The sequence below is a fragment of the Falsiruegeria mediterranea M17 genome, from assembly GCF_900302455.1.
GTDB lineage: Bacteria > Pseudomonadota > Alphaproteobacteria > Rhodobacterales > Rhodobacteraceae > Falsiruegeria > Falsiruegeria mediterranea.
This window is the reverse complement of the sequence record NZ_ONZG01000008.1, coordinates 1-22,006: the sequence shown is the minus strand read 5'-3', so window position 1 is coordinate 22,006 and position 22,006 is coordinate 1. Positions and strand designations below refer to the sequence as shown.

Sequence of the window (22,006 nt, the reverse complement as noted above, 5' to 3'; positions counted from 1 at the left end):
TGTCCTTGAGACTTCTATATTGCACAACGCAGCATAAAGAAACCGTTGGAGTCCGGCATGAATCTGCCTCCCAAAGTCACAGACCGCGCCTTTGCCCGCCTTGCCGAAATCGGCGCGTCCGATCAGGGTCAAGCCCTGCGCGTGGCCGTCGAAGGTGGCGGATGTTCGGGCTTTCAGTACGAGATTGCGCTGGACGCACCCGGCACCGACGATCTGATCCTTGAGGGTCAGGGCGAAAAGGTTGTCGTCGATGCCGTATCGCTGCCGTTTCTGGAAAACGCAGTGATCGATTTCACCGAAGAATTGATCGGCGCGCGCTTTGTGATCGAAAACCCCAACGCCACATCTTCTTGTGGTTGCGGAACATCATTCTCGATGTAAACCAGACCGTTACGGATCTGTCTTAAAGTTTCGCACCAAGGTATCCTCTGCCTGTTCCGGGGCGAATTGCTCCCACACCAGATAGAGGCCCGAGACCATGACAATGGCCACGCCCAGAAGGGTCGCGGTTGTCGGCAGTTCGCCAAAAAACACCGCCCCCAGGATCACCATCCAGACAAATTGCAGGTTCATCAGCGGCGTCACCACATAGACCGCAAGTTTGCGCAACGACAAGACCAGGACCCAACGGGCCGAAAACAGCACGGCGGCGTAGACCACCACCCACGCCAGATCAAACAGCGGCATAGGCACCCAGACAAAAGGCAACACCGCCCCCATCGCCACAAAAAGCGCGAGGTTCGGGTAAAACACCTGCGCCAACACGTTCGACTCATGTCGGCCGATGTAACGCGACATCACAATCGACAGCGTTCCGAACACGGCAGCGCCCAGGCCAAACAGATGGCCAGTCGTCACCGCCTGCAAACCGCCTGGGAAAAGGCTAAGCACCCCGATGAACCCCGCCGTCAGCGCAAACCAGGCCGAGGGGCGCACTTGCTCGCGCAGGATCAGGCCTGACATCAACCCCGACAACAGCGGCATCAACCCGATGAACAGAAAGACATCGGCCAAGGGCAGCGCCCCAAAAGCGTTGAAGAAACAGACCGCCGCCAACACCGTGGCCCCAGATCGCACTGCCATCGCCCGGGGACTGCGGGTTCGCAGACCTTGTTGTTGTGAGGGCAAGCGATCCATCAACAGGCTCAGCGCCACAACGATCAGCCCGGACAGGCAAAACAGCTGAGGCGCCGCATAGCCACCCGCGATCAGTTTGGTGATCGCGTCGGCGGATGAAATCAGAATTGTGTAAAGCGCGACCAGAGCCGCGCCAATTAGTGAGGCCCTCATAGAGCAGCTCCACGCAGGCCGGTCCGCGAGAAGGCCCTGAAAAAGCTGTCAAATTTATCAGAGCTCTCTTCAGCCTCGGCCAGGATGTCGTGGCCCATCTCGCTGAGAGACGGCTCAATCCTCAGACGCATCACCTGCCAGTCATCACAGCGGTGGTCATCCAGTTGGAACAGGCATTCGGAGATGTCTCTCAGCGGACCCGGCCAGTGGCTGGCGCGATGAAAGCTCATCCGCGTGTCATCTGCGGTGTGTTTGAATGCCTCTTTTCCGGACATGGCCAACAACCAGTTGCAGACGAAATAGTCGTGGTAATCATCCTGCGGATCTGCGTGATCTTCGGTTTGGACGGCAAAACGCGCAACCTCGCGCGCGATCCATCCCTCCCAAATCGGCGAAGGCGTGGCCCCGGCATACCGCAGGGCGACACAGACCTCGGCCAGCAGATCGGCATTTTGATCGAGATAGGCCAATAATCCGGCATACTCCAAGCTGGTAATCGCCTGCTCTGACACCTGTGGGTCGCGGCGGCCGTATTCGCTCAGGTAGAACAGGATGTGGGTCAGTTCGTACGCCGCCTTCTTATTGGGCAGCGCAAAAGTTACAGAACGGTTAACAAAGGCATGAAGGCGCTCGGTCAACCCGTCGTCTGCACCACTGTCCACCCCCCGTCGCGCCAACAAACGCCGGGCTTCGGCGCGTTGCAGATCCGACAGTTCGGCCTCGGCCAAACGTTCACGGGCGATCCAATGGCATAAAGCTTCACCCTTTGTGCCAGCAATGCCAAGATCCTCCAGATCCAGGCAGATCGACAGCAAGAAGCGGTAATATTGCGGGAAAAATCCCAACCGCTGTTCGATCCGGTCGTAGAAGCCATGATGTGGGGCCAGGGCGTCATCGGAAAGTGAAAGGCCGGTGCATTCCAGAATGTTCAGCAGCTCTGCGTTCTCTTTCAGCCAGAACACATCGTCGCCGACCCTCCGGTGGCGGGCGAACCCGGCCACCAGATTGGCATTGCGCACTTTTGGGTCCAGACGTTGAACAGGCGCGTTCAGGTGGATGACATTTGTCATGGGGTAGTCTCCGTTTCAAATGGCGTTTCCTGAACGCCCCCGTTTCAACTTCAGACGCACGTGCGCGTCAGATCAGCTGCCCGACGAGAACATGTGGGTGCCATCGCCTGCGGTTGTGTCGGCTTTGGCCACCGGAGCGGAGCCCGACGAGAACATCTGAGTGCCTTCACCAGAGGTGGCATTGGCGGTGGCCGACGGAGCCGAGCCGGACGAGAACATCTGAGTACCTTCACCAGTAGTCGCATCAGCGCTGGCCGACGGCGCGGAACCGGACGAGAACATCTGAGTTCCTTCGCCGGTGATGACATCGGCGCTGGCGGCAGGTGCCGACCCTGACGAGAACATTTGCACCAGATCACCAGCTGTGGCAGAGGTGGTGACAGGCGCGGAACCCGACGAGAACATCTCGACCGCGTCGCCTGTGATAGCTTCGGTTGTCAGGGTCGGTGCGGAGCCGGACGAGAACATTTCGGTTGCGTCACCGCCAAAGGCATCGGTGGTCATTGTGGGGGCAGAGCCGGACGAAAACATGGCAGTGCCTTCGCCATCAAACAGGCTATTACGGCCAGTGATCAGAGCTTCGGTGGTGGCGGTGATCTTGTGCTGAGCAGACATGGTCAATTCCTCATTTTGCGAAGTTGAATGCCCTTTCACGCTTGCAGCTTAACCGAGAGTCTAAAACTGGTTTTTCAATTCAGGGGTGTGAGTAACTGAAGTTATCCACATTAAGAAAATTGGGCAGGAATATGGCAAACCTCGACTCTTGAAAAATCTGGGATCGAACACAATTTCTTATCCACAGGCCTGATTTTTAGGTGTTTTTACACGTATCTACCCCTGATTGAAAACGAATCACATAATACTATGGCCATATTTCCGCCCCATTTCCGCCGAATCCCCGGATCCGATTCCCCCCAATCCCACGCTTGCCCTGCCCCCCTACATCGGCGATAGATCAAACTGCAGTCAGCCGGAGATCGTCCCATGAAAATCGCCACGTACAACATCAACGGCATCAAAGCCCGGGCCCAGGCCCTGCCCGCTTGGCTGGACGAAGCGCAGCCGGACGTCGTGCTGCTGCAAGAGATCAAATCCGTGGACGAGGCCTTCCCGCGTGAGCTGTTCGAAGAGCGCGGCTACAACGTCGAGACCCACGGGCAAAAGAGTTTCAATGGGGTGGCGATCCTGTCGAAATTGCCGCTCGAGGATGTCTCTCGCGGGTTGCCCCGCGATGACAGCGACGAACAGGCCCGCTGGATCGAGGCGACCGTGGTCGGCAAGCAGGCGCTGCGGATTTGTGGACTGTACCTGCCCAACGGCAACCCGGTCGAGCTGCAGGACGATGGCACACCGGTGCCCGGTGGCAAATACGACTACAAACTGCGCTGGATGGACAGGCTGCACGCTCGCGCGCAAGAACTGCTCGCGGATGAGACCCCTGCCCTGATGGCGGGCGATTACAACATCATCCCACAGGCCGAGGATGCCAAACGCCCCCAAGCCTGGTTGGAAGATGCGCTCCATCGACCTGAAAGCCGCGCGGCCTATCGTCGGATCGTCAACCTGGGTTTTACCGAGGCATTCCGCGCCCGCACACAAGGTCCAGGGCATTATTCGTTCTGGGACTATCAGGCCGGAGCCTGGAACCGCAACGACGGCATCCGCATCGATCATCTCCTGCTGACACCCACAGCGGCCGACCTGCTGCAAGACTGCCAGATCGACGCCGAAGTGCGGGGGCGCGAGAAACCGTCAGATCACGTGCCGGTCTGGGTCGAGTTGGATCTCTGATCCGTCACATCGTGGCGATAGAGCCAGTCAAACTGTTTGACCATCTTTTCGGGGGCAAACCGCCCCATCAAGCGCATGGCCGTATGGGCGGCAAAGCGAAGGAGCGGAAAGCTCAGATGATATTTCCACGCGTTGCCATTGGCGGCCTCGATCACGCGGACGGCGCGATCTCGGCGGCGGCTTTGGTAGAGCTTCAGCCCCTCACCCTGTGATCCGGCCCGGACAAGGCTGTCGACCAGCGTCCAGGCATCTTCGAACGCAAGATTGGCGCCCTGTGCCAGAAACGGCAGCGTCGGATGCGCAGCGTCCCCCAGGATGGCCAGGCCGTCCCCATGCCACTGCTCGGCCACTGGATGGCGGAACAACCCCCACAAATGCACTTGTTCAACGCGGCCGAGCAGGTGTTTCGCCTGCCCGCCAAAGTCCCGGAACACCTCGCGCATCACCTCTGGGTCATCCTGATGGTTCCACCCTTCGGCGACCCAGGCGGCACGCTCTTGTACCGCAACGATGTTGACCAGATCACCGCCCCGCAGCGGGTAACACACCAGATGCCGGTGCGGCGCCATGAAGACCTGGGCCTGCGATCCAAGTTCCAGGTCGTTGGGCACGGTTGCGCGCCAAGCAACTTGGCCGGTGAACTGCGGCTCGGCCTCACCATTCAGAGCCACGCGGGCCTTGGAATGCAGCCCATCCGCGCCCACGACCAGATCCGCCTGCATCTGCGCCCCGTTGGCCAGCGACACGACAGGCACGCGCCCTGGCACGAGTTGATCAACCTTTTGCAACAGCCGCACATGTACGCCCGCCTTGCGCACGGCTGTGGCCAGCACGTCGATCAAATCGGCCCGATGCACAAACAGATAGGTTTGATCGGCTGCATGGCTGGCCAGATCCAATGCGACCACAGGCGCGCCCCGCCGATAGTCACGCAATTGAACGGTCTCGGCCTTGACCGATCGCTGCGCCAGATCGTCGGTCAGACCAAGCGCGTCCAAAACCACGCCGCCATTTGGGCTGATCTGCAGACCCGCGCCAACCTCGGTGATGGCTTCGGCCTGCTCCAGCACGGTGACATCCGCGCCGCGTTGTCTAAAGGCCAGAGCCGCGGCCAGACCGCCGACGCCCGCCCCAACAACGATGATCTTTTGACCGTTCAGTTCCATACGGGCCTCTTGAACCGAAAAACGCCGGAGCGACAAGCCCCGGCGTTTGATCTTGCAACCCGCGAAACGACCTTAGTCGTCGCGGTGAACTTTTTCGCGCCGCTCGTGCCGTTCCTGAGCTTCCAGGCTCATGGTGGCAATCGGACGGGCGTCCAGACGTTTGAGCGAGATGGGCTCGCCCGTTACGTCGCAGTAACCATATTCGCCCTCGTCGATCCGGCGTAGGGCGCTGTCGATCTTGGCAACCAGCTTGCGCTGACGGTCCCGGGTGCGCAGCTCAAGTGCGCGGTCGGTTTCTTCGCTCGCGCGGTCGGCAACATCAGGGATGTTGCGCGTGCTGTCCTGCAGACCTTCGATGGTGTCACGGCTTCCCGCCAGAAGTTCGTTTTTCCAGTTCAACAGCTTGCGGCGGAAATACTCAAGCTGCCGATCATTCATAAAAGGTTCATCTTCGGCCGGACGGTAGTCCTCCGGCAGAAAAACTTCCTGCTTCATCTTGGCTCCCTCGGTATGGCCCACAACGTCCGTCATCTTGCTTCTCCAGACATTTGGCTCCCCCTTCTGCCGCTGCATTTATCTGACGCTCTTAAGAATGTCACTACACAAACACAATCACGGAACCGGGAACGCCCGACCTGTGGCAAAAGCGGGCCAAACCCCAATTTAATTTGGCCATTGTGCCCCCTATTGTTTACCCAACAGTTACCGGTCGGGTCCGCCCCTGACCGGAATTCCGACAGAATTGGCCGGAATAAACTATCACTTTGCGACTCAGCCTCAAACGGAAACACCAAAGAGCCCGTAATTTGCCCCAGAGCTGAAATTCTCCGCAGAAATACCGACAAGGGGACGCAGCGGCGCACCTTGTCAAACCACCCCGACCAAACTACCCAATGGGGCAACGCGCACTGCGCCACGATATCCGAGTGAAAGAGGGCCAAATATGACCGCACGCTTCCAGGGAACCGCCGAATATGTGGCGACAGATGATCTGACGATTGCCGTGAACGCCGCCGTGACGCTGGAACGTCCCTTGCTGGTCAAGGGCGAACCGGGGACCGGCAAGACCGAACTGGCCAAACAGGTCGCAGGTGCCTTGGGTCTGCGCATGATTGAATGGAACATCAAATCGACCACCCGCGCGCAGCAGGGTCTTTACGAATATGACGCAGTCAGCCGTCTGCGCGACAGTCAGTTGGGCGAGGAAAAGGTCCACGACGTCAGCAACTACATCAAGAAGGGCAAGCTCTGGCAGGCCTTTGAGGCGGATGAAAAGGTCGTGTTGTTGATTGACGAGATCGACAAAGCCGACATCGAATTTCCCAACGACCTGTTGCAGGAACTCGACAAGATGGAGTTCCACGTCTACGAGACCGGCGACACCATCAAGGCGAAACAGCGCCCGATTGTGATCATCACCTCGAACAACGAAAAAGAGCTCCCCGACGCCTTTTTGCGCCGCTGTTTCTTTCACTACATCCGCTTCCCCGATGAGACCACGATGCGCAAGATCGTCGAGGTCCACCACCCCGGCATCAAAGAGGGCTTGCTGACCACGGCGCTGACGCAGTTCTATGAGATCCGCGAAACCTCGGGGTTGAAGAAAAAGCCCTCGACCTCAGAAGTGCTGGATTGGCTCAAGCTGCTTCTGGCCGAAGATCTGACAGCCGAGGATCTGAAGCGCGATGGCGCCAGTGCCCTGCCCAAATTGCACGGCGCACTGCTGAAAAACGAGCAGGACGTGCATCTGTTCGAACGCCTCGCGTTCATGGCGCGCGGCCAGCGCTAAATCCCGGCAATCATTCATCAAAGCCCGCACCACAGGTTGCGGGCTTTTTTGTGTCTGCCCCGCGTGTTTGCATCATGCGTTGCAATCTGGCGGCGCCTTGCCTTAACAGTGTCAGAATGCGACCATACTGCTGACGCGAAGGCGCTACAGGTTAAGCAAATTCGTACTTCACGCCAATTGGACCGGACCCAGAGTGATCAGATTGCACAAATCCCGCGCCTTGGGCGCTTTTGACCGGAAAAGGCTGGCCTTGCGGCCATGTGCGCTATTTTACGTGTTTGAACAATTTTATTGTGACCGGACGACGGCAACGTCCGTCTGATGCTTGGGGGTAACTTGATGATCCGCAAATCCGCGCTGGCCATGGCTGTATTTCTAGCCGGCTGCAACACTGTGCCCCTCGAAGACACGCCCACACGCGCCCAGATTGCCGACAGCTCACTGCCGCCGATCAAAGCCTTTGTGACCCCACACCCCACAGCCCCGATCCGATCCAACAGCAACATCGCCCAGGATTTCCTGTCGCTTCATTTCCAGCTTGAAAGCGGGCGCGCGTTGCCGATGTTCACCCGGTTCGAGACGCCGATCACCGTGCGCGTGACCGGTCAGCCGTCGTCGACCTTGAACGGCGATCTTGGGCGTTTGCTTGGTCGTTTGCGCCACGAGGCCGGAATCAACATCACTCACGTCCGTTCGGATCAGCCCGCCAACATCACGATCGAGGCGATCAGCCGCGATGAAATCCGCCGCGCCCTGCCTCAGGCGGCCTGTTTTGTGGTGCCAAACGTCTCGAGCCTTGCCGAATTCCGCCGGGATCGCCGCAAGCCCCGCACCAACTGGTTGCAGATCACATCGCGCGAACGATTGGGGATCTTCCTGCCCTACAACGCCAGCCCGCAGGAAATCCGCGATTGCCTCCATGAAGAGCTGGCACAGGCCATCGGACCGCTGAATGACCTGTATCGCCTGCCGGATTCGGTGTTCAACGACGACAACATCCACACCGTCCTGACCGGTTTCGACATGTTGATCTTGCGCGCCACATACGCGCCCGAGCTGCGCACTGGCATGAGCCGCGAACAGGTGGCCCGTATCCTGCCCGACATACTGGCCCAGATGAACCCGCGCGGAATTTCGATCCCGGCACAGCCGATCACGCCGACGCCGCGCGCCTGGATCGACACCGTGCAAAAGACATTCGGCCCCGGGTCGTCACCTGCACAGCGAAAATCAGCGGCCACAAAGTCGGTCGCCATTGCCCAGCGTGAAGGCTGGCAGGATCACCGCCACGCGTTCAGCCTGTTCAATCTCGGCCGCGTGACGCAGGCCACCGATCCGGTCAAGGCCCAGCAGTATTTCGGCACAGCACAACAGTTCCTGGCCCGCACGCCGGGGACAGAGCTGCACACCGCCAACATCGCCACCTATACCTCGGCCTATGAAATCTCGCGCGGAAACGCCGATGGGGCTTTGCGTCAGATCAATCCGGCCATCGCCACCGCGGCTCGGGCTGAAAATGCCTCGCTCATGTCGATGCTGATGCTGCTCAAGGCCGAAGCGCTTGAAATGCAGGGCCGCGGCAGCGAGGCACGCGCCGTCAGACTGGACAGTCTGGGTTGGGCACGATACGGCTTTGGCTCGGACCACGCGGTTCGCGCCCGGATGCGTGAAATCTCGGCGTTGAACCCCAACAATCGAGCGGGCGGCTAAACGCAGATGATCATTATCGGATTTGCCCTTGTGGGGGCGGTTCTGGGCGGGATGACCGCCAAAAAACGTAACGGCACACGGGCCGATATAGCCCAGTATGCCGCCGGTTACGGAATTGCTTTTGCGCTTGTTGGGGTGGTAGCAACACTTATCCTTCACCGACTGGCGCTCTGATCTCATGTTCCTGCCCTTTTTCGAAAACCTCCGCAAAGCTGGCATTCCCGTTTCCTTGCGCGAATACCTGACCTTTCTGGAGGGGATGAAACGGGGTCTGGCCACATACGATGTCGAGGCGTTCTATTACCTCGCTCGCGTGTCGATGGTGAAAGACGAGCGCAACATCGACAAGTTCGATCAGGCGTTTGCACACAGCTTCAAGGGTTTGGAAGAGATCAGCTTTCAGCAGGTGATCGAGGCGGTCGATATTCCCAGCGACTGGTTGGAAAAGATGGCCGAAAAGCACCTGAGCGCCGAAGAGATGGCCGAGATCGAGGCCATGGGTGGCTTTGAAAAACTGATGGAGACGCTGCAAGAGCGGCTAAAGGAACAACAGGGTCGCCATCAGGGCGGCAACAAGTGGATCGGCACGGCCGGTACTTCGCCCTTTGGCGCTTATGGCTACAACCCCGAGGGCGTGCGCATCGGCCAGAAGGAAAGCCGCCACAAGCGCGCGGTCAAGGTCTGGGACAAGCGCGAATTCAAAAACCTGGACGACACCGTCGAATTGGGCACCCGCAACATCAAAGTGGCCCTGAAACGCTTGCGCCGATGGGCCCGCGAAGGCGCGCATGAAGAGCTGGACCTGGACGGCACCATTCGCGCCACGGCCGAGCACGGTTATCTGGACGTCAAAACCCGCCCCGAGCGTCACAACGCGGTCAAGGTATTGCTGTTTCTCGATGTTGGTGGCTCGATGGATCCCCATATCAAGGTGGTGGAAGAGCTGTTTTCCGCCGCTCGGACCGAGTTCAAGCATCTGGAGTACTTCTACTTCCACAATTGCCTGTACGAGGGCGTCTGGCGCGACAACCGCCGCCGCTGGGACGAGCAGATGCCCACGCATGAGGTGCTGCGCACCTATGGGCCGGACTACAAGTGCATCTTTGTCGGCGACGCCAGCATGTCACCTTATGAGATCGCCTATCCCGGTGGTGCCAACGAGCATTGGAACCCCGAAGCCGGTCAGGTCTGGTTGGAACGCGCGCGCGATCAGTGGAATTCCAACCTCTGGATCAACCCGGTGCCCAAGAAATACTGGGACTACACCCATTCCATCGGCATGATCCGCGAGATTTTTGCCGACAACATGGTGCCAATGACCCTCTCCGGTCTGGAACAGGGCATGCGCGAGTTGACGCGCTAACCCGCTTCGCGGAAAATTCTCCTTCGTATCTTGCCCCTTACGTGCAAAGCTGTGGCCATCACTGCTATGACTTTGTTTCAGACTCATGGGGGTATTCATGAGACGTATTTTACTTCTTTCCGCCGCCGCCGTGGCCCTGACCGGCCCCGCCGCTGCACAATTTGTCCCGTCACAGGAATCGCTTCAGGGGCTATATCCCGGCAAGGCCTATTCGCCCTACGCCAAGCGCTCATTCCCCAGTCGCGTATTCTGGGGGGATACGCATCTGCACACCGGCTATTCGATGGATGCGGGCCTCTTTGGCAACACCACCGGCCCAGATACTGCCTATAAGTTCGCGCGTGGCGAGGAAGTCACCGCCGCCTCGGGCCAACCGGTCAAGCTGGCCCGCCCACTGGATTGGCTGGTCGTGACCGAACACTCCGATGGCATGGGCATGATCTTTGACCTCAAAGACGGCGCGCCAAACGTTCTGGCCACCGATCAGGGCCGACGCTGGAGCGAGGCCATCAATGAGGGCGGAGAGGCGTCGGTCAAAGCCACACTCGACCTGATCACCACTTTTTCCCAAGGCGAGATGGACCCCAAACTGATTGCGGATTATTCGCCGGGCTCCCCCATCTATGCCTCAGTCTGGGAAGATCTGATTCAGACAGCCGAGACCTATAACGAGCCCGGTCGGTTCACTGCCTTTCATGGCTTTGAATGGACGTCGCTCGACAAGGGCAACAACCTCCACCGCAACGTCATCCTGCGCGATGGTGCCAACAAGGCGCAGCAGGTCGAGCCGATGGTCACCCAAGGACCGGGCGGTACGACGGACCCCATGGGGCTATATGCCTGGCTAGAGGATTATGAGGCCAAAACCGGCGGTCAGGCCTTTGCCCTGGCCCACAACGGCAACCTATCCAACGGGATCATGTTTCCCACTGACGAGCGCTTTACCGGCGATATGGTCGACGAGGCCTATGTCACCGCCCGCGCAAAATGGGAACCGCTGTACGAGATCACCCAGATCAAGGGCGATGGCGAGACCCATCCGGTTCTGAGCCCGGATGACGAATTTGCCGATTACGAAACCTGGGATGCCGGCAATCTGGACCTGAGCGAGGCCAAGACCCCAGAGATGTTGCGCGGTGAATACGCCCGCGAGGCATTGAAGCAGGGCTTTGCGCTGGAGCAAAAGTTCGGCATCAACCCCTATCGCTTTGGCTTTTCGGGCGCCACCGACAGCCACACATCGCTCGCGACTGCCGACAGCGACAACTATTTCGGCAAGGCCACCAACGCCGAACCGTCGCCCACCCGCATGGCGCATCCGTTCACCGAGACCGATCAGGGCGAGTTCCCGGGCTGGTCGCTGGTCGCCTCGGGCTACACCGGGGTCTGGGCTGAGGAAAACACCCGCGCCTCTATCTGGGACGCTATGGTCCGGCGCGAGGTTTACGCCACCACCGGCCCCCGCATGGCGGTGCGCTTCTTTGGCGGGTGGAAGTTCTCGGATGCGGACCTGCGCACCCGCAACCCCGCCTTTGTTGGCTATGACAAGGGCGTGCCCATGGGTGGTGACCTGCGCGCGGCAACCTCGGACGCGCCCACATTCATGGTCTATGCCCTGCGCGACCCCATCGGAGCCAATCTGGACCGGGTGCAGATCGTCAAGGGTTGGATGGATTCAGACGGTGCGCTGCACGAAAAGGTTTATGACGTTGCCTGGTCCGACGATCGCGAACCGGACGCCAACGGACAGGTTCCGCCCGTCGGCAACACAGTCGATGAGCAAGCCGCAAGCTGGACCAACACCATCGGCGCATCAGAGCTGGCCACCGTCTGGACCGATCCTGATTTCGATGCAGGCCAGCAGGCGTTCTACTACGCGCGCGTTCTGGAGATCCCCACACCCCGTTGGGTGCTCTATGATCAGGTGCGCCTGGGCGCCGAGGTTCCCGCTGATGCGGTCCGCATTGGACAAGAGCGCGCCTATACTTCGCCCATCTGGTACGCACCCGAAGGGTGATCACAATGCGGGCAGGTCCCTTGCCCTGCCCGCCCGTTGGCCCCATCTTTGAGACATGATCAGGTTCACCCCAATCCTGCTGGCCATTTTGTATGCGCTGGCCATGTACCGGTTTTCCGTGTGGCGCACCAACCGCGAGCTTGACGCACGATCGACCGAGTTGGCCGATCCTGGCCTAAAGGCACTGACCGACCGGCTGGCAGCAGCGCTCGATCTGCATCGCATTCCGGTCTACATTTATGAGATCGATCCGGTGAACGGGCTGGCCGCCCCGGACGGTCGCATTTTCATCACGCGCGGGTTTTACCGCAAGTACAAGAACGGCGAGATCACGGGGCCGGAAATGGCGTCGGTCATTGCACATGAGATGGGGCATGTGGCGCTTGGGCATTCGCGCCGCCGGATGATCGACTTTTCCGGTCAGAACGCCATGCGCACTGCTTTGGCCGTTATTCTGAGCCGGTTTATCCCCTTCATCGGAGCCTGGATCGCAGGCGGTCTGACGTCCCTTTTGGCCGCACGCCTGTCCCGTTCGGATGAATACGAAGCTGATGAATACGCAGCCGCCTTGCTGACCAAGGCGGGCATCGGCATCGGCCCGCAGAAATCCCTGTTCCACAAGCTCGAAGAGTTGACCGGCCAGCGCGCAGGCGTCACGCCTGCTTGGCTGATGAGCCACCCCAAGACCCACGAGCGCATCGCCGCGCTCGAGGTGCTGGAAACCCGCTGGGATCAGGCCTAGCCGCGCGCCTCTTGATCGCTGAGCAGCGCCCGCATGATCGCGCGCACGCGGCGCTGATTGTCCTCGTCCAACGCAAAGTAGAGCGCATTGGCCTGCGGGTCGCTTTGCATCGGCGTGATCAGATCGCCGGGGTCGGCATGCAAGACATGCGCAATCTTCACCAAAGTGGCCACGTTAGGCGTTTTGGCCCGACCACTCAGGATATCGCGCACGGACGTAACCCCTAGCCCCGCCTCGCGCGCCACGGCACCGGGGTTGGTTCCCTGCTCTTCGATCAGGGCTGCGATCTTGCTTGCGATATGTTTGCCAAGTTCGGCGTCATCCTTGAAATGCACGTCATTTCCTCAAGTGGCGATGATTTAACGTCCTCGACCTAACGCCGAACATTTCGGTTTTCAACCTCATCGACCAAATGATGCATAGCAGCCATGCAATCAAATCGCACGCCAAACCGTTGCAAGGCGATGATCAACCGTCTATCTGAGCATCAGAACGATGATCAATCCACCAAGATAGACGGAGAACCGCCATGACCTTCCTTTCGAAACTGATGATGGCCACCTTGATGACCTCGACCGCTCTCGCCACTGCCGCTGGCGCCTGCTCGCGTCTGGCCAAACCCTCGGACCACGGCGTCGCTTATGTACGCTCGGTCGACTGGGGCAAGAAAACCGGAATGGACCTTGTAACCTTTGGCGTGGGCGACGATGTCACCACCTACACGGCCGACGGCTACACGGCACAGGCGGACGGAAACGCCCGCAACTTCACCGTAGCCTGGGTAGAAAACAATGCTTTCTACGGGGTGCAGGCGCAGGCCTTCAACGACAAGGGGATGGTGGCCGACACGCTTTACATGAGCGTCAGTGCAGACTTCATCGGCGCGTATGAAGATACGGACGCCCCTGCTGTGAACCTGGCCGACGCCCCCGGCTATCTTGTTGCGATGTACGACACCGCCCCGCAGATCGCCGCCGCTTATGAGGCCGGAGAGTTCCAGCTTGCGTGGTCCGCAGATCTGGGCGCAGCCGGACAGCACGGCGTTCACGTTTCGGCAGTTGATGCCAACGGCGACGTCACCCTGTTCCAGGTGAACGAGGGCGGCAAGGTCATGGTCTACACCGGCAATGTTCAAGACAGCGACCTTGGCGTCAAAGCCAACGCCCCGCTGCTGCAAGAGCACCGCGCAAACATCGCCCAGTTCAACGCCGAAGATGGCAAGACGGCCGCCAATGTGCCCGCAGATATCTCCTCGCCCAGCCGTCACTTGCGTCTGGCCTGGTTGAACCAGAACATCACGCTCGAGGGCATGTCCAAGGCCGAAGCGCTTGGCACGGTGCAGACCATGTACGACAGCGGCGCGAGTGTCCCGGCGCAGGTCATCGACCCCACGATCGGGGACACCTACACCACTTGGCAGACCAGCCGGACGATCCTGGGTGATGATGTGGTGACGGTGCGCGACTTCTCGACTGCAGCCGAGATCAGCTACTCGATCACCGATGCCAAGATCGCCCATGAACTGAACGGCGGTCAGGTCTGCGCCGACGCGATGGCCCAGGCCAACGAAGGTCGCCGGATGATCGAATTCACCCCCTGCCAACCGGGCGCAGGGTCGTAAAACAGCCCCCCAACGCTCGTACACCCGCGCCAGCCTTGGCGCGGGTGTCGTATTTTGTGCGACTGCTGCGGTCAGGGCATACGGCAGTCAAACAAGGTTGCGGACAAGGGCATCGTCATTTCGCCCATGCCGAACTGGCCCTGAAGCGCGCTCAACATTGCATCTGCCACCTCATCCGGATCAACGCCGCCCCGCTCCCTGATCTGTTCGATCAGGGGATTGCCATAGACCAAAGCGGTCGCAAAACCCTGGGGGTCTGCCACCACCTTGTCTATCCTCGTGGTCAAATGCTCCACGTCCAACCAGCCTGCAATAGCCAAATCCGCACGAACGACATCCGGGTCACCATAATGGAACGGAACCTTGTAGAAGCCTGGCGGATCATCAGGAAAAAAGCTGGCTGCAACCGTATGCGCGACCTCGGAAAACGGGTTTTCAGACATCGCGCTCCAAACGTTGAACACATAGCGTCCACCGGGTCTTAGAACACGCTTTGCCTCACGGAAGGACGCGGGCTTGTCAGGAAAAAACATCACGCCGAATTGGCACAGCATTAAATCAAAGCTGTCGTCGTCAAATGGCAGTTGCATCGCATCGGCCGTTTGGAACAGAACATTCTCGCCCTCTGAAAACTTGGATTGCGCAATGTCCAACATGGGCGCATTCAGATCGGTAACTGTCAGTGCTGCGTCCGGGTCAAGGTGATCGCGAAGCTTGCGGCTAACAATTCCGGTGCCGGCCGCCATCTCGATAACATCAGTGGCCCCTGTTGCGGTGCATCTCTCGACCAAGCGATCCGCATAGTCGTGAAAAATCGCTGGTCCCAAACCCGTATCATAGTGGTGTGGGATATCTCCGACAAAATTGGCTGCGTTGGTAGACATGGAGTCCCCCTGACTAACAAAGTGTCAAATAGTGACACCTTAACCAGTTTTCCGCCAATTGGCGAATGAGGCACCCAAAGGCCCGGAAACTGCGATCAGATCGACAGAGCTTTTGCCAATCGCGGCAGGCACGCCTTTTTCAACAACGGGCGCATTTCCCATGCGTCCCCGGACAGGCGATTGGCCTCGTCCAGCACTTTTGCCGCGACCAAGGCGATCTGATCGGGCTGGTCCTGCCAAAACTGCATAAGCAATGTATCGGGGTCGATGCGGTCCAGCCCCTCTTCCGCCAACAGGTGACGCGGAAAGTCGCGGCGATTGACGGTAACGATCAGATCTGCGGATCCAGCAACCGCTGCGGCCAACACGTGGACATCCGCCGCATCAGGCAACCAGAGGCGTTGTTCAATGCCCGGTGCCGGCGCAACTTCGGCCCCTGGCCAATTCGCGCGGGCAAGCGCAATCTCGGACCGGGCCTGCGCTTCACCCGTGGGACCCAGCTTGATGCTGGCGCGTGCCCATTCCTCCAGGATCCGGGCCGACCACAACGGGGTGTAGAACCCCGCCTTGGCCGCGCCCAACAGCATCTCGCGCATCACAGTGGGGTAGATGACGCAGGTGTCCAGAACAGCCTTCATAGGCGGAAGAAGACCGCCTTGAGATATCCGCTTTCGGCCAGTTGCGGCAGTTGCGGGTGATCCGGGCCAGCGTATCCAGTGTGAAGCAGCTGAGCGCTGCGCCCGGTTCGTCCGATGCCGCGCGCCGATGCGGTGCGGAACTTGCCCAGGTCAGCAGCGTGGGAACAGGAGCAAAGGCCCAGATATCCCCCCTCTCGCACCAGAGGCGCGGCCAGTCGGGCCACACGTTCATAGGCGCGCAGTCCGGCCTCCAACGCCTGTTTCGACGGTGCAAAGGCAGGCGGGTCGCAGATCACGACGTCATAGCTTCGCCCTTCATCCGCTAGCGCAGTCAGCACGTCAAAGGCATCCCCCTTGCGCGTGGTGAAACGATCACCCACCCCGCTCGCCTCAGCGCCCTGCTCTGCCAAGCTCAAGGCTGCTGCCGAACCATCAACCGACAGCGCCTCGCCTGCTCCACCGGCAAGCATGGCCAGGCCAAAACCGCCCACATGCGAAAAGACATCCAGCACCTTGGCGCCAGGATGTACCAACCGCGCTGCAAAGGCGTGGTTTTCGCGCTGATCAAAGAAAAGACCTGTCTTCTGACCGCCAGTAAGGTCCGCCATATAAGTCGCCCCGTTCATCGGCACATGTACCGGCGCGTCCGGCGCGGCGCCCTTGAGCACCGCATTCACATCATCCAACCCTTCCAAACCACGTGTACGACCCGAAGCGTTCTTCAGGATGGTGGTGACCCCGGTGACCTTGGCCAGTGCCTCAGACAGCAGATCGAGATGTACGTCAGCCCAGGCGGCATTGGGTTGCAGAACGCAGGCATCGCCGAAGCGGTCGATGATCACGCCCGGCAACCCATCGGCCTCGGCGTGAACCAGACGATAGAACGGTGCATCGTAGAGCTGTTCGCGCAGGTTCAGTGCCTTGCTCAAACGCGCCTCGAACCAGGCGGCGGTCAGCTCGGCAGCTGGATCGCGGTCCAGCATCCGCGCGAAAATTTTAGAGTTCGGATTGACCGAGACCAGCCCCAGAGGTTGGCGCGTCTCATCCTCGAGAACGGCCAGCGTCCCAGGGGCCAGTTTCTTGGTCCGGCGGTCAGTGACTATCTCGTTGGCATAAACCCAAGGGAAACCATGCCGCACGGCGCGGGCGTTGGTCTTGGGCTTCATGCGGACGGTTGGGCGATCTGCGGGGCTTTGAGATGCAAAAGAGGGCGCTGTCATGGCGCCCTCTTACTAAGATTGGTCTGGCTGTGAAAGGCTCAGATGTTGTTGAGCACCTGGAAGAAGCCAAGCGAAGCGTTCTTGTAACCTTCGGGGTTGGTCAGCTCTTGGCGGATCACTTCGGCCAGGTGGTTGGTGATACGGACCTTTTGGGTCAGACCACGGGCTTCGGCCTGCAGGGCCTGCTGACCGCCGAATGCGTCCAGATCGGCGCGCACTTCGCGGACCGGCACGACATTCTCGCCGGTTTTAGGGTTCTTCAGCACCAGATCGAATGTGATCGAGTGGACACCGCCGGTGGTGTAACGGGCCTTTTCTGTCAGCGCGTGGAAACGCTTGACTTGAATGACAACGTCAACCGACGCGGGACCGTTCAGCGGGGTCACACCCTGAACGATGGCAGCCTGCACGATTTTCTGGACCTGAGCGTGACGGTCACCAATGGGATCTTCGCGCCATACGATGTCGCCACGCGGCAGATACCGGTTTGCTTCGGACACTTTCAGCGCGCGCGGGACCAGCACGGTCACGGTATTGACGGACACCGGAGCCTGGCCCGGTACGATGGTAAGCGCATTGGCCAGACCGGTCGAGGCATCATCGGTTGCAGCCCGCGATGCGGCGATGGCCACCTGCCCTACGGCAGCGGTGGGAATGGGCTGGCGTTCAACTTGTGTGAGTTCATAGCCTGCGGGGGCCGCAACGGCGCCATCGGGCAGTTGCTCGTAAGGGGCGTTGCGCGTCGGCACGTCGACAGCAGCACATGCCGAGACAGTCAGTCCCAAACCCATCAGCATAATCAGTCGCATGGATTTCATTGTCTCTTCTCCTTGAACGAGCCCCTCACTGAGACTCTTTGCACCTTTGATGCATCAAGGTTTCGTCCTCAATTGAGGCAACTTTGAGACAATTTCCGACCGATTTAGAGGTTTTGGAACAATTTCGGACCTTCTAAAGGATTGTTTCCGGAGTGATAAACAAACTCAAACATTGTCTCTTGGTCGAGAACGCCACCCGCCTCGACGCTTAGGAGATTTCATTTCAGCCAGCCCCTGACGCAGAACGACGGACATCGGATGGTCCTCGGGCTGGTCTGCATAGCGATCCAGAAGCGCAGCGATGGCATCGCGGGAATCCTGACCGTCTGGCAGGCTCAGCGCCCAATCCAGAAAGATACTGCGACATTGCGATGCCACGATACCCTCGATCCGATAAGACTCTCGGATCAACCCCTTGGGGTCCAGCATGTCCCGTTCACCTGTCATCCCTGCCCCTTCTCCAATGTCGCAGTGATCGCGGCGTCCGCTTTTGCGTACCCATCGGCCAGCGCCGCCTCAAGATCCGTGATCTGATCAAACCCGGCACTGCGGCACAGGAATGCGCCGCCGCCTTCGCCGATCTTTTCGACCTCGATGCCTTGCCCCGATAGCAGCCGCGCCGCCGTTTGCACCGACCAGCATAGGTCATAGGTGTCTTTGAGGGTTTGGGCATCCGCGACATTCAGCGCCCCAACAGCGACCGCCGCGTCCAAACCGGAATGCACGTCCCGCGCCGAATTGCCCGCCAGCAGACTGCCGGTTTGGGCCATCAGTTCGATGTCCAGCATCCGTCCTGGCCCGGTTTTGGCGTCCCAGATACCCGTGGGATGCTTGGCAGCGGCCAGACGCGCGCGCATCTCAATCACTTCGGTCAGAACTTTCGTGCGGTCACGTGGCTCTTTCAGCACCTCTTGGCGGAACGCCTCGATATCTTCGCCAAGGCTTGCGTCACCGGCCACCGCGCGCGCGCGGGTCAGGGCCAGATGCTCCCACACCCAGGCCTCGTTCTGCTGATAGTTGGTAAAGCTGCTCCAACTGGTCGCGACCGGCCCCTGACTGCCCGAGGGGCGCAGGCGCATGTCCACCTCATAGAGCCTGCCCTGCGCCATCGGCGCCGTCAGCGCCGTGATCAACGCCTGGGTGAAGCGCGCAAAATAGGGCCGTGTCGACAGCGGACGCTTGCCGTCGGACATTTCCACCCCTTGCGGGTCATAGATCACGATCAAATCCAGATCGGATGTCGAGTTGAGCCGTTCGGCCCCCAGCGATCCCATGCCCAGAACTGCCATGCCCCGCCCCGGTGCGGGCCCATGCTTGGCCTCGAACTGGGCCGTGACGATCGGTAGGATCGCAGCGATCACGGCACTCGCCAGGTCCGAATACTGCCGCCCTGCCGTAGCTCCGTCGATCAGCCCGCGTAGATGATGCACACCGACGCGGAAATGCCATTCCTTGGTCCAGCGCCGCGCCATGTCGAGTTGGCGTTCATAGTCTCCCTCTGCGCCCAATGCGTCAGACAGCTCGGCCTGCAACAGCTGCTCCCCCGGCCAGTCATCAAAGAACGACCCGCCAATGACCGCGTCGAACACGGATGCGTTGCGCGACAGGTGACTGGCCAAAGTATGAGAGGTGCCGACAATGTCGACCAGCAGGTCGATGAGCTGTGTGTTGGCCTCGAACAGGGAAAAAAGCTGCACCCCGGCAGGCAACCCCGCCAGGAACCCGTCCAAAGCCATCAGCGCCTCGTCCGGTTTGGCCGTGCGCGACAGGCGCGACAGCAACTCGGGCTTGATTCGTTCGAAAATCTGCGCGCCGCGTTGGGACCGGAGTGCGGGATACGTCGGCCAGCGGGCAATGACATCGGTGTCAAACTCCACCGGCGCGGGGTCATGTGCGGGGGCTGGCGCCGCGTCAGGCGCAAAGAACCCTTCGGTCAGGTCATGCACCTCGGTCAGGCGTTCCTTGAGGTCGGTTTGAAGGCCAGCAAGGTCCAGATCCATCAGACAGGCCACCCGCTCCATCCCGTCCTGAGACTTAGGCACACGGTGGGTTTGCGCGTCGTGGACCATCTGAATGCGGTGCTCGACGTCGCGATGCGCGCGATAGTGATCGGTTAGCTTTTCGGCCACATCCTGCGGGATCCACCCCTTGGCTGCCAATGCCGCCAACCCCGGCACAGTTCCTCGCACGCGCAGGTCCCGATCACGCCCACCGGCGATCAGCTGACGAGTCTGCGTGAAAAACTCGATCTCGCGTATGCCGCCCCGACCCAGCTTCATGTCGTGACCCGGCACGGTAATCGGCCCGCCAGTGCCTTTGTTCTCGCGGATCCGCAGGCGCATGTCATGGGCGTCCTGAATAGCGGCGAAATCCAGATGCCGCCGCCAGACAAAGGGTGTCAACGTCTTCAGGAATTGCTCCCCCGCCGCGATGTCACCGGCGCAGGCCCGCGCCTTGATATAAGCCGCCCGCTCCCAGGTGCGGCCCAGGCTCTCGTAATACCGCTCGGCGGCTTCGGTCGCCAGGCACACAGGCGTCACCGCCGGATCGGGGCGCAGGCGCAGGTCGGTGCGGAACACATAGCCATCCGCCGTCCGGTCGCTGAGCGCGGCGCAAAAATTCCGCGTCGCCCGCACCATCCCCTGCCGCGCCTCATAGAAATCATCGGGGTCATAGCGGGTCTCGTCAAAGAGCACGATCAGGTCGATGTCCGAGCTGTAGTTCAGCTCATGCGCCCCCATCTTGCCCATGGCCAGAATAACCATGCCGCCCGCCGTCTCGATGTCGTCCTCGGTCTGCCCCGGCAGTTTCTTGCGCCGGATCAGATTGGCAATCTCGGCCTTGGCTGCCACATCCGCCGCCAAGGCGCCAAAGTCGGTCAGAACGCCTGTCACCCGCTCCAATGGCCAGCCGCCGGACAGATCGGCCAGGGCAGTCAGCCCCGCGATCCGCCGTTTGGCCCGCCGCAGCCCCGGCTTGAGCTGATCGAAGGGCAACGCCCGACAGTCCGCAAAAACCCGCGCCACCGCGCCCTCTGGGTCATCCAGCGCCTCGGCCAGCCATTCGGCCTCTTGTTCCAGCACACCTTTCAGATACGGGCTGCTGCCCGCAGTGCCCGATATAAGCGCCGCGCGTTCAGACGATAATGCAGGAAACCGGTCGAGCGTCTCGGTGCCAAGGTCAGGGTCAAAAGGTCGGGGCGTGCGGGAGATATGCAGCGGTGTGGTCATGCCCGCAGGGTGACCATCCCCCGCCGCCCGCGTCAATGCGATAACGCCCGGAAGCGCCACCTGAGCAACCACGTCGCACCCTGCCCTTCGCACCGGGCCTGGGTGAATGTGAGCTGTGGGGCGAAACACTCGACCGATGGCCTGTCCTTAAACCCTCGCTTTACCGACCTGTTGATGGGTTGGCCTTCGGGTTGGACCGATCCGCTGCGGCCGTTAACGGGGTGATGCCACTGGCTGCAGCGCGCGCGTTCAATGAGCTGAAGGCTGAGCTTCAGAGGGGGTAGTAGATGCGGTACGGCTTATCCAGGTCCTGGGCCATCCGGATGCACATGTTCACTGCTGTGGCCTCGTCTGGAAAGGTCTGGCCGTCCACTTCAAAGGTCCCGTTGCGGTGTTTCTTGATCCGAAATTCCAACATCAAGTCATCTCCTCTGCTGGTCTCGACATAGGTCGAGACCAGCGCCACTACAGCCCCTTGCAAGGGCAAAACACACCCAAACCCTACTGTTGAAATCCAGTTCAAAGGCCGTTGAGAACGCCGGTGGAATACTGCACCACGTAAGCGGCGAGATTGTCTTGCTGCAGATGGGCTGATTGGCCTGTCCTGTTAGGCTCTTCGTTTTGACGGAGGGCGGGATTGAAGCACGTGGATTTGTA

Annotated in this window: 22 protein-coding genes; 9 read left to right on the top strand and 13 right to left on the bottom strand. The window is 60.1% G+C overall.

Annotated elements, in window-relative coordinates; genetic code table 11:
* The first annotated feature begins 57 nt into the window (after positions 1-57).
* On the top strand, positions 58-381 hold the full coding sequence (locus tag TRM7615_RS15525; protein WP_085795818.1) for a HesB/IscA family protein: 324 nt from the start codon (positions 58-60) through the stop codon (positions 379-381).
* Positions 382-390: 9 nt separating this feature from the next.
* Here TRM7615_RS15525 and TRM7615_RS15520 read toward each other — a convergent pair whose 3' ends face one another.
* From TRM7615_RS15520 to TRM7615_RS15510, 3 genes are all read right to left on the bottom strand, one after another.
* Positions 391-1,290 carry a DMT family transporter gene (locus tag TRM7615_RS15520; RefSeq protein WP_108789165.1) on the bottom strand — a complete coding sequence of 300 codons (900 nt, stop codon included), beginning with the start codon at positions 1,288-1,290 and terminating at the stop codon, positions 391-393.
* Complete coding sequence (locus TRM7615_RS15515; protein WP_108789163.1) at positions 1,287-2,360, bottom strand: DUF6902 family protein; 1,074 nt, start codon at positions 2,358-2,360, stop codon at positions 1,287-1,289. Before TRM7615_RS15515 ends, TRM7615_RS15520 begins: the two co-directional genes overlap by 4 nt.
* 72 nt (positions 2,361-2,432) lie before the next feature.
* Positions 2,433-2,975 (bottom strand): DUF6749 family protein, encoded by a 543-nt coding sequence (locus tag TRM7615_RS15510; RefSeq protein WP_108789161.1) that lies wholly within the window; start codon positions 2,973-2,975, stop codon positions 2,433-2,435.
* A 369-nt stretch (positions 2,976-3,344) separates the two neighbouring features.
* Between TRM7615_RS15510 and xth the strand changes: the two genes are divergently transcribed.
* The gene (xth, locus tag TRM7615_RS15505) at positions 3,345-4,151 is read left to right on the top strand and encodes an exodeoxyribonuclease III (RefSeq protein WP_108789159.1); all 807 of its coding nucleotides are present in this window, start codon (positions 3,345-3,347) and stop codon (positions 4,149-4,151) included.
* Here xth and TRM7615_RS15500 read toward each other — a convergent pair.
* Together TRM7615_RS15500 and dksA are read right to left on the bottom strand one after the other, a co-directional pair.
* Positions 4,118-5,317: an FAD-dependent monooxygenase gene (locus TRM7615_RS15500; protein ID WP_108789157.1), complete on the bottom strand. Its 1,200-nt coding sequence runs from the start codon at positions 5,315-5,317 to the stop codon at positions 4,118-4,120. The genes xth and TRM7615_RS15500 overlap by 34 nt on opposite strands.
* A gap of 72 nt (positions 5,318-5,389) precedes the next feature.
* A complete protein-coding gene (dksA, locus tag TRM7615_RS15495; RefSeq protein ID WP_085796397.1) occupies positions 5,390-5,812 on the bottom strand; it encodes an RNA polymerase-binding protein DksA in 423 nt (140 codons plus the stop codon).
* Positions 5,813-6,260: 448 nt separating this feature from the next.
* On the opposite strand from dksA, the gene TRM7615_RS15490 reads away from it, so the two are divergent.
* The 6 genes from TRM7615_RS15490 to TRM7615_RS15465 all read left to right on the top strand — a co-directional run bounded on the left by TRM7615_RS15490 (position 6,261) and on the right by TRM7615_RS15465 (position 12,938).
* The gene (locus tag TRM7615_RS15490; protein WP_108789155.1) at positions 6,261-7,106 is read left to right on the top strand and encodes an AAA family ATPase; all 846 of its coding nucleotides are present in this window, start codon (positions 6,261-6,263) and stop codon (positions 7,104-7,106) included.
* Positions 7,107-7,445: 339 nt separating this feature from the next.
* Positions 7,446-8,816, top strand: coding sequence for a DUF2927 domain-containing protein (locus TRM7615_RS15485; RefSeq protein WP_108789592.1), 1,371 nt, complete (start codon positions 7,446-7,448; stop codon positions 8,814-8,816).
* Between the two features lie 6 nt (positions 8,817-8,822).
* Complete coding sequence (locus TRM7615_RS15480; protein ID WP_108789153.1) at positions 8,823-8,990, top strand: apolipoprotein acyltransferase; 168 nt, start codon at positions 8,823-8,825, stop codon at positions 8,988-8,990.
* Positions 8,991-8,994: 4 nt separating this feature from the next.
* Complete coding sequence (locus TRM7615_RS15475; protein ID WP_108789151.1) at positions 8,995-10,179, top strand: vWA domain-containing protein; 1,185 nt, start codon at positions 8,995-8,997, stop codon at positions 10,177-10,179.
* Positions 10,180-10,276: 97 nt separating this feature from the next.
* Positions 10,277-12,196: a DUF3604 domain-containing protein gene (locus TRM7615_RS15470; protein WP_108789149.1), complete on the top strand. Its 1,920-nt coding sequence runs from the start codon at positions 10,277-10,279 to the stop codon at positions 12,194-12,196.
* Between the two features lie 55 nt (positions 12,197-12,251).
* A complete protein-coding gene (locus TRM7615_RS15465) occupies positions 12,252-12,938 on the top strand; it encodes a M48 family metallopeptidase (RefSeq protein WP_108789147.1) in 687 nt (228 codons plus the stop codon).
* Here the strand turns inward: TRM7615_RS15465 and TRM7615_RS15460 are convergent.
* Positions 12,935-13,273: a helix-turn-helix domain-containing protein gene (locus TRM7615_RS15460; protein ID WP_108789145.1), complete on the bottom strand. Its 339-nt coding sequence runs from the start codon at positions 13,271-13,273 to the stop codon at positions 12,935-12,937. The two genes, TRM7615_RS15465 and TRM7615_RS15460, sit on opposite strands and share 4 nt — an antisense overlap.
* Positions 13,274-13,467: 194 nt before the next feature.
* On the opposite strand from TRM7615_RS15460, the gene TRM7615_RS15455 reads away from it, so the two are divergent.
* On the top strand, positions 13,468-14,559 hold the full coding sequence (locus tag TRM7615_RS15455; protein ID WP_108789143.1) for an Ntn hydrolase family protein: 1,092 nt from the start codon (positions 13,468-13,470) through the stop codon (positions 14,557-14,559).
* A 71-nt stretch (positions 14,560-14,630) separates the two neighbouring features.
* Here TRM7615_RS15455 and TRM7615_RS15450 read toward each other — a convergent pair whose 3' ends face one another.
* The 7 genes from TRM7615_RS15450 to TRM7615_RS25580 all read right to left on the bottom strand — a co-directional run bounded on the left by TRM7615_RS15450 (position 14,631) and on the right by TRM7615_RS25580 (position 21,767).
* Positions 14,631-15,443, bottom strand: coding sequence for a class I SAM-dependent methyltransferase (locus TRM7615_RS15450; RefSeq protein WP_108789141.1), 813 nt, complete (start codon positions 15,441-15,443; stop codon positions 14,631-14,633).
* 95 nt (positions 15,444-15,538) lie between these two features.
* The gene (locus TRM7615_RS15445; RefSeq protein WP_108789139.1) at positions 15,539-16,081 is read right to left on the bottom strand and encodes an RSP_2648 family PIN domain-containing protein; all 543 of its coding nucleotides are present in this window, start codon (positions 16,079-16,081) and stop codon (positions 15,539-15,541) included.
* Positions 16,078-17,301 carry an RSP_2647 family RNA methyltransferase gene (locus tag TRM7615_RS15440; RefSeq protein ID WP_108789137.1) on the bottom strand — a complete coding sequence of 408 codons (1,224 nt, stop codon included), beginning with the start codon at positions 17,299-17,301 and terminating at the stop codon, positions 16,078-16,080. The genes TRM7615_RS15445 and TRM7615_RS15440 overlap by 4 nt, the downstream gene beginning before the upstream one ends.
* A 38-nt stretch (positions 17,302-17,339) precedes the next feature.
* Positions 17,340-18,119: a DUF6778 family protein gene (locus TRM7615_RS15435; RefSeq protein WP_108789135.1), complete on the bottom strand. Its 780-nt coding sequence runs from the start codon at positions 18,117-18,119 to the stop codon at positions 17,340-17,342.
* Positions 18,120-18,284: 165 nt separating this feature from the next.
* Positions 18,285-18,566: a hypothetical protein gene (locus tag TRM7615_RS15430; RefSeq protein WP_108789133.1), complete on the bottom strand. Its 282-nt coding sequence runs from the start codon at positions 18,564-18,566 to the stop codon at positions 18,285-18,287.
* A complete protein-coding gene (gene glnE / locus TRM7615_RS15425) occupies positions 18,563-21,349 on the bottom strand; it encodes a bifunctional [glutamate--ammonia ligase]-adenylyl-L-tyrosine phosphorylase/[glutamate--ammonia-ligase] adenylyltransferase (protein WP_108789590.1) in 2,787 nt (928 codons plus the stop codon). The genes TRM7615_RS15430 and glnE overlap by 4 nt, the downstream gene beginning before the upstream one ends.
* 271 nt (positions 21,350-21,620) lie before the next feature.
* A complete protein-coding gene (locus TRM7615_RS25580) occupies positions 21,621-21,767 on the bottom strand; it encodes a hypothetical protein (RefSeq protein ID WP_165821450.1) in 147 nt (48 codons plus the stop codon).
* Positions 21,768-22,006 lie beyond the last annotated feature (239 nt).

Coding starts and splice junctions, on each gene's coding strand:
- xth (WP_108789159.1), top strand. CDS start 3,345: ATGAAAATCGCCACGTACAACATCAACGGCATCAAAGCCCGGGCCCAG.
- TRM7615_RS15510 (WP_108789161.1), bottom strand. CDS start 2,975: ATGTCTGCTCAGCACAAGATCACCGCCACCACCGAAGCTCTGATCACT.
- TRM7615_RS15500 (WP_108789157.1), bottom strand. CDS start 5,317: ATGGAACTGAACGGTCAAAAGATCATCGTTGTTGGGGCGGGCGTCGGC.
- TRM7615_RS15465 (WP_108789147.1), top strand. CDS start 12,252: ATGATCAGGTTCACCCCAATCCTGCTGGCCATTTTGTATGCGCTGGCC.
- TRM7615_RS15480 (WP_108789153.1), top strand. CDS start 8,823: ATGATCATTATCGGATTTGCCCTTGTGGGGGCGGTTCTGGGCGGGATG.
- TRM7615_RS25580 (WP_165821450.1), bottom strand. CDS start 21,767: ATGTTGGAATTTCGGATCAAGAAACACCGCAACGGGACCTTTGAAGTG.
- TRM7615_RS15485 (WP_108789592.1), top strand. CDS start 7,446: ATGATCCGCAAATCCGCGCTGGCCATGGCTGTATTTCTAGCCGGCTGC.
- TRM7615_RS15450 (WP_108789141.1), bottom strand. CDS start 15,443: ATGTCTACCAACGCAGCCAATTTTGTCGGAGATATCCCACACCACTAT.
- TRM7615_RS15475 (WP_108789151.1), top strand. CDS start 8,995: ATGTTCCTGCCCTTTTTCGAAAACCTCCGCAAAGCTGGCATTCCCGTT.
- TRM7615_RS15440 (WP_108789137.1), bottom strand. CDS start 17,301: ATGACAGCGCCCTCTTTTGCATCTCAAAGCCCCGCAGATCGCCCAACC.
- TRM7615_RS15455 (WP_108789143.1), top strand. CDS start 13,468: ATGACCTTCCTTTCGAAACTGATGATGGCCACCTTGATGACCTCGACC.
- TRM7615_RS15470 (WP_108789149.1), top strand. CDS start 10,277: ATGAGACGTATTTTACTTCTTTCCGCCGCCGCCGTGGCCCTGACCGGC.
- TRM7615_RS15435 (WP_108789135.1), bottom strand. CDS start 18,119: ATGAAATCCATGCGACTGATTATGCTGATGGGTTTGGGACTGACTGTC.
- TRM7615_RS15520 (WP_108789165.1), bottom strand. CDS start 1,290: ATGAGGGCCTCACTAATTGGCGCGGCTCTGGTCGCGCTTTACACAATT.
- glnE (WP_108789590.1), bottom strand. CDS start 21,349: ATGACCACACCGCTGCATATCTCCCGCACGCCCCGACCTTTTGACCCT.
- TRM7615_RS15490 (WP_108789155.1), top strand. CDS start 6,261: ATGACCGCACGCTTCCAGGGAACCGCCGAATATGTGGCGACAGATGAT.
- dksA (WP_085796397.1), bottom strand. CDS start 5,812: ATGAAGCAGGAAGTTTTTCTGCCGGAGGACTACCGTCCGGCCGAAGAT.
- TRM7615_RS15445 (WP_108789139.1), bottom strand. CDS start 16,081: ATGAAGGCTGTTCTGGACACCTGCGTCATCTACCCCACTGTGATGCGC.
- TRM7615_RS15430 (WP_108789133.1), bottom strand. CDS start 18,566: ATGACAGGTGAACGGGACATGCTGGACCCCAAGGGGTTGATCCGAGAG.
- TRM7615_RS15525 (WP_085795818.1), top strand. CDS start 58: ATGAATCTGCCTCCCAAAGTCACAGACCGCGCCTTTGCCCGCCTTGCC.
- TRM7615_RS15515 (WP_108789163.1), bottom strand. CDS start 2,360: ATGACAAATGTCATCCACCTGAACGCGCCTGTTCAACGTCTGGACCCA.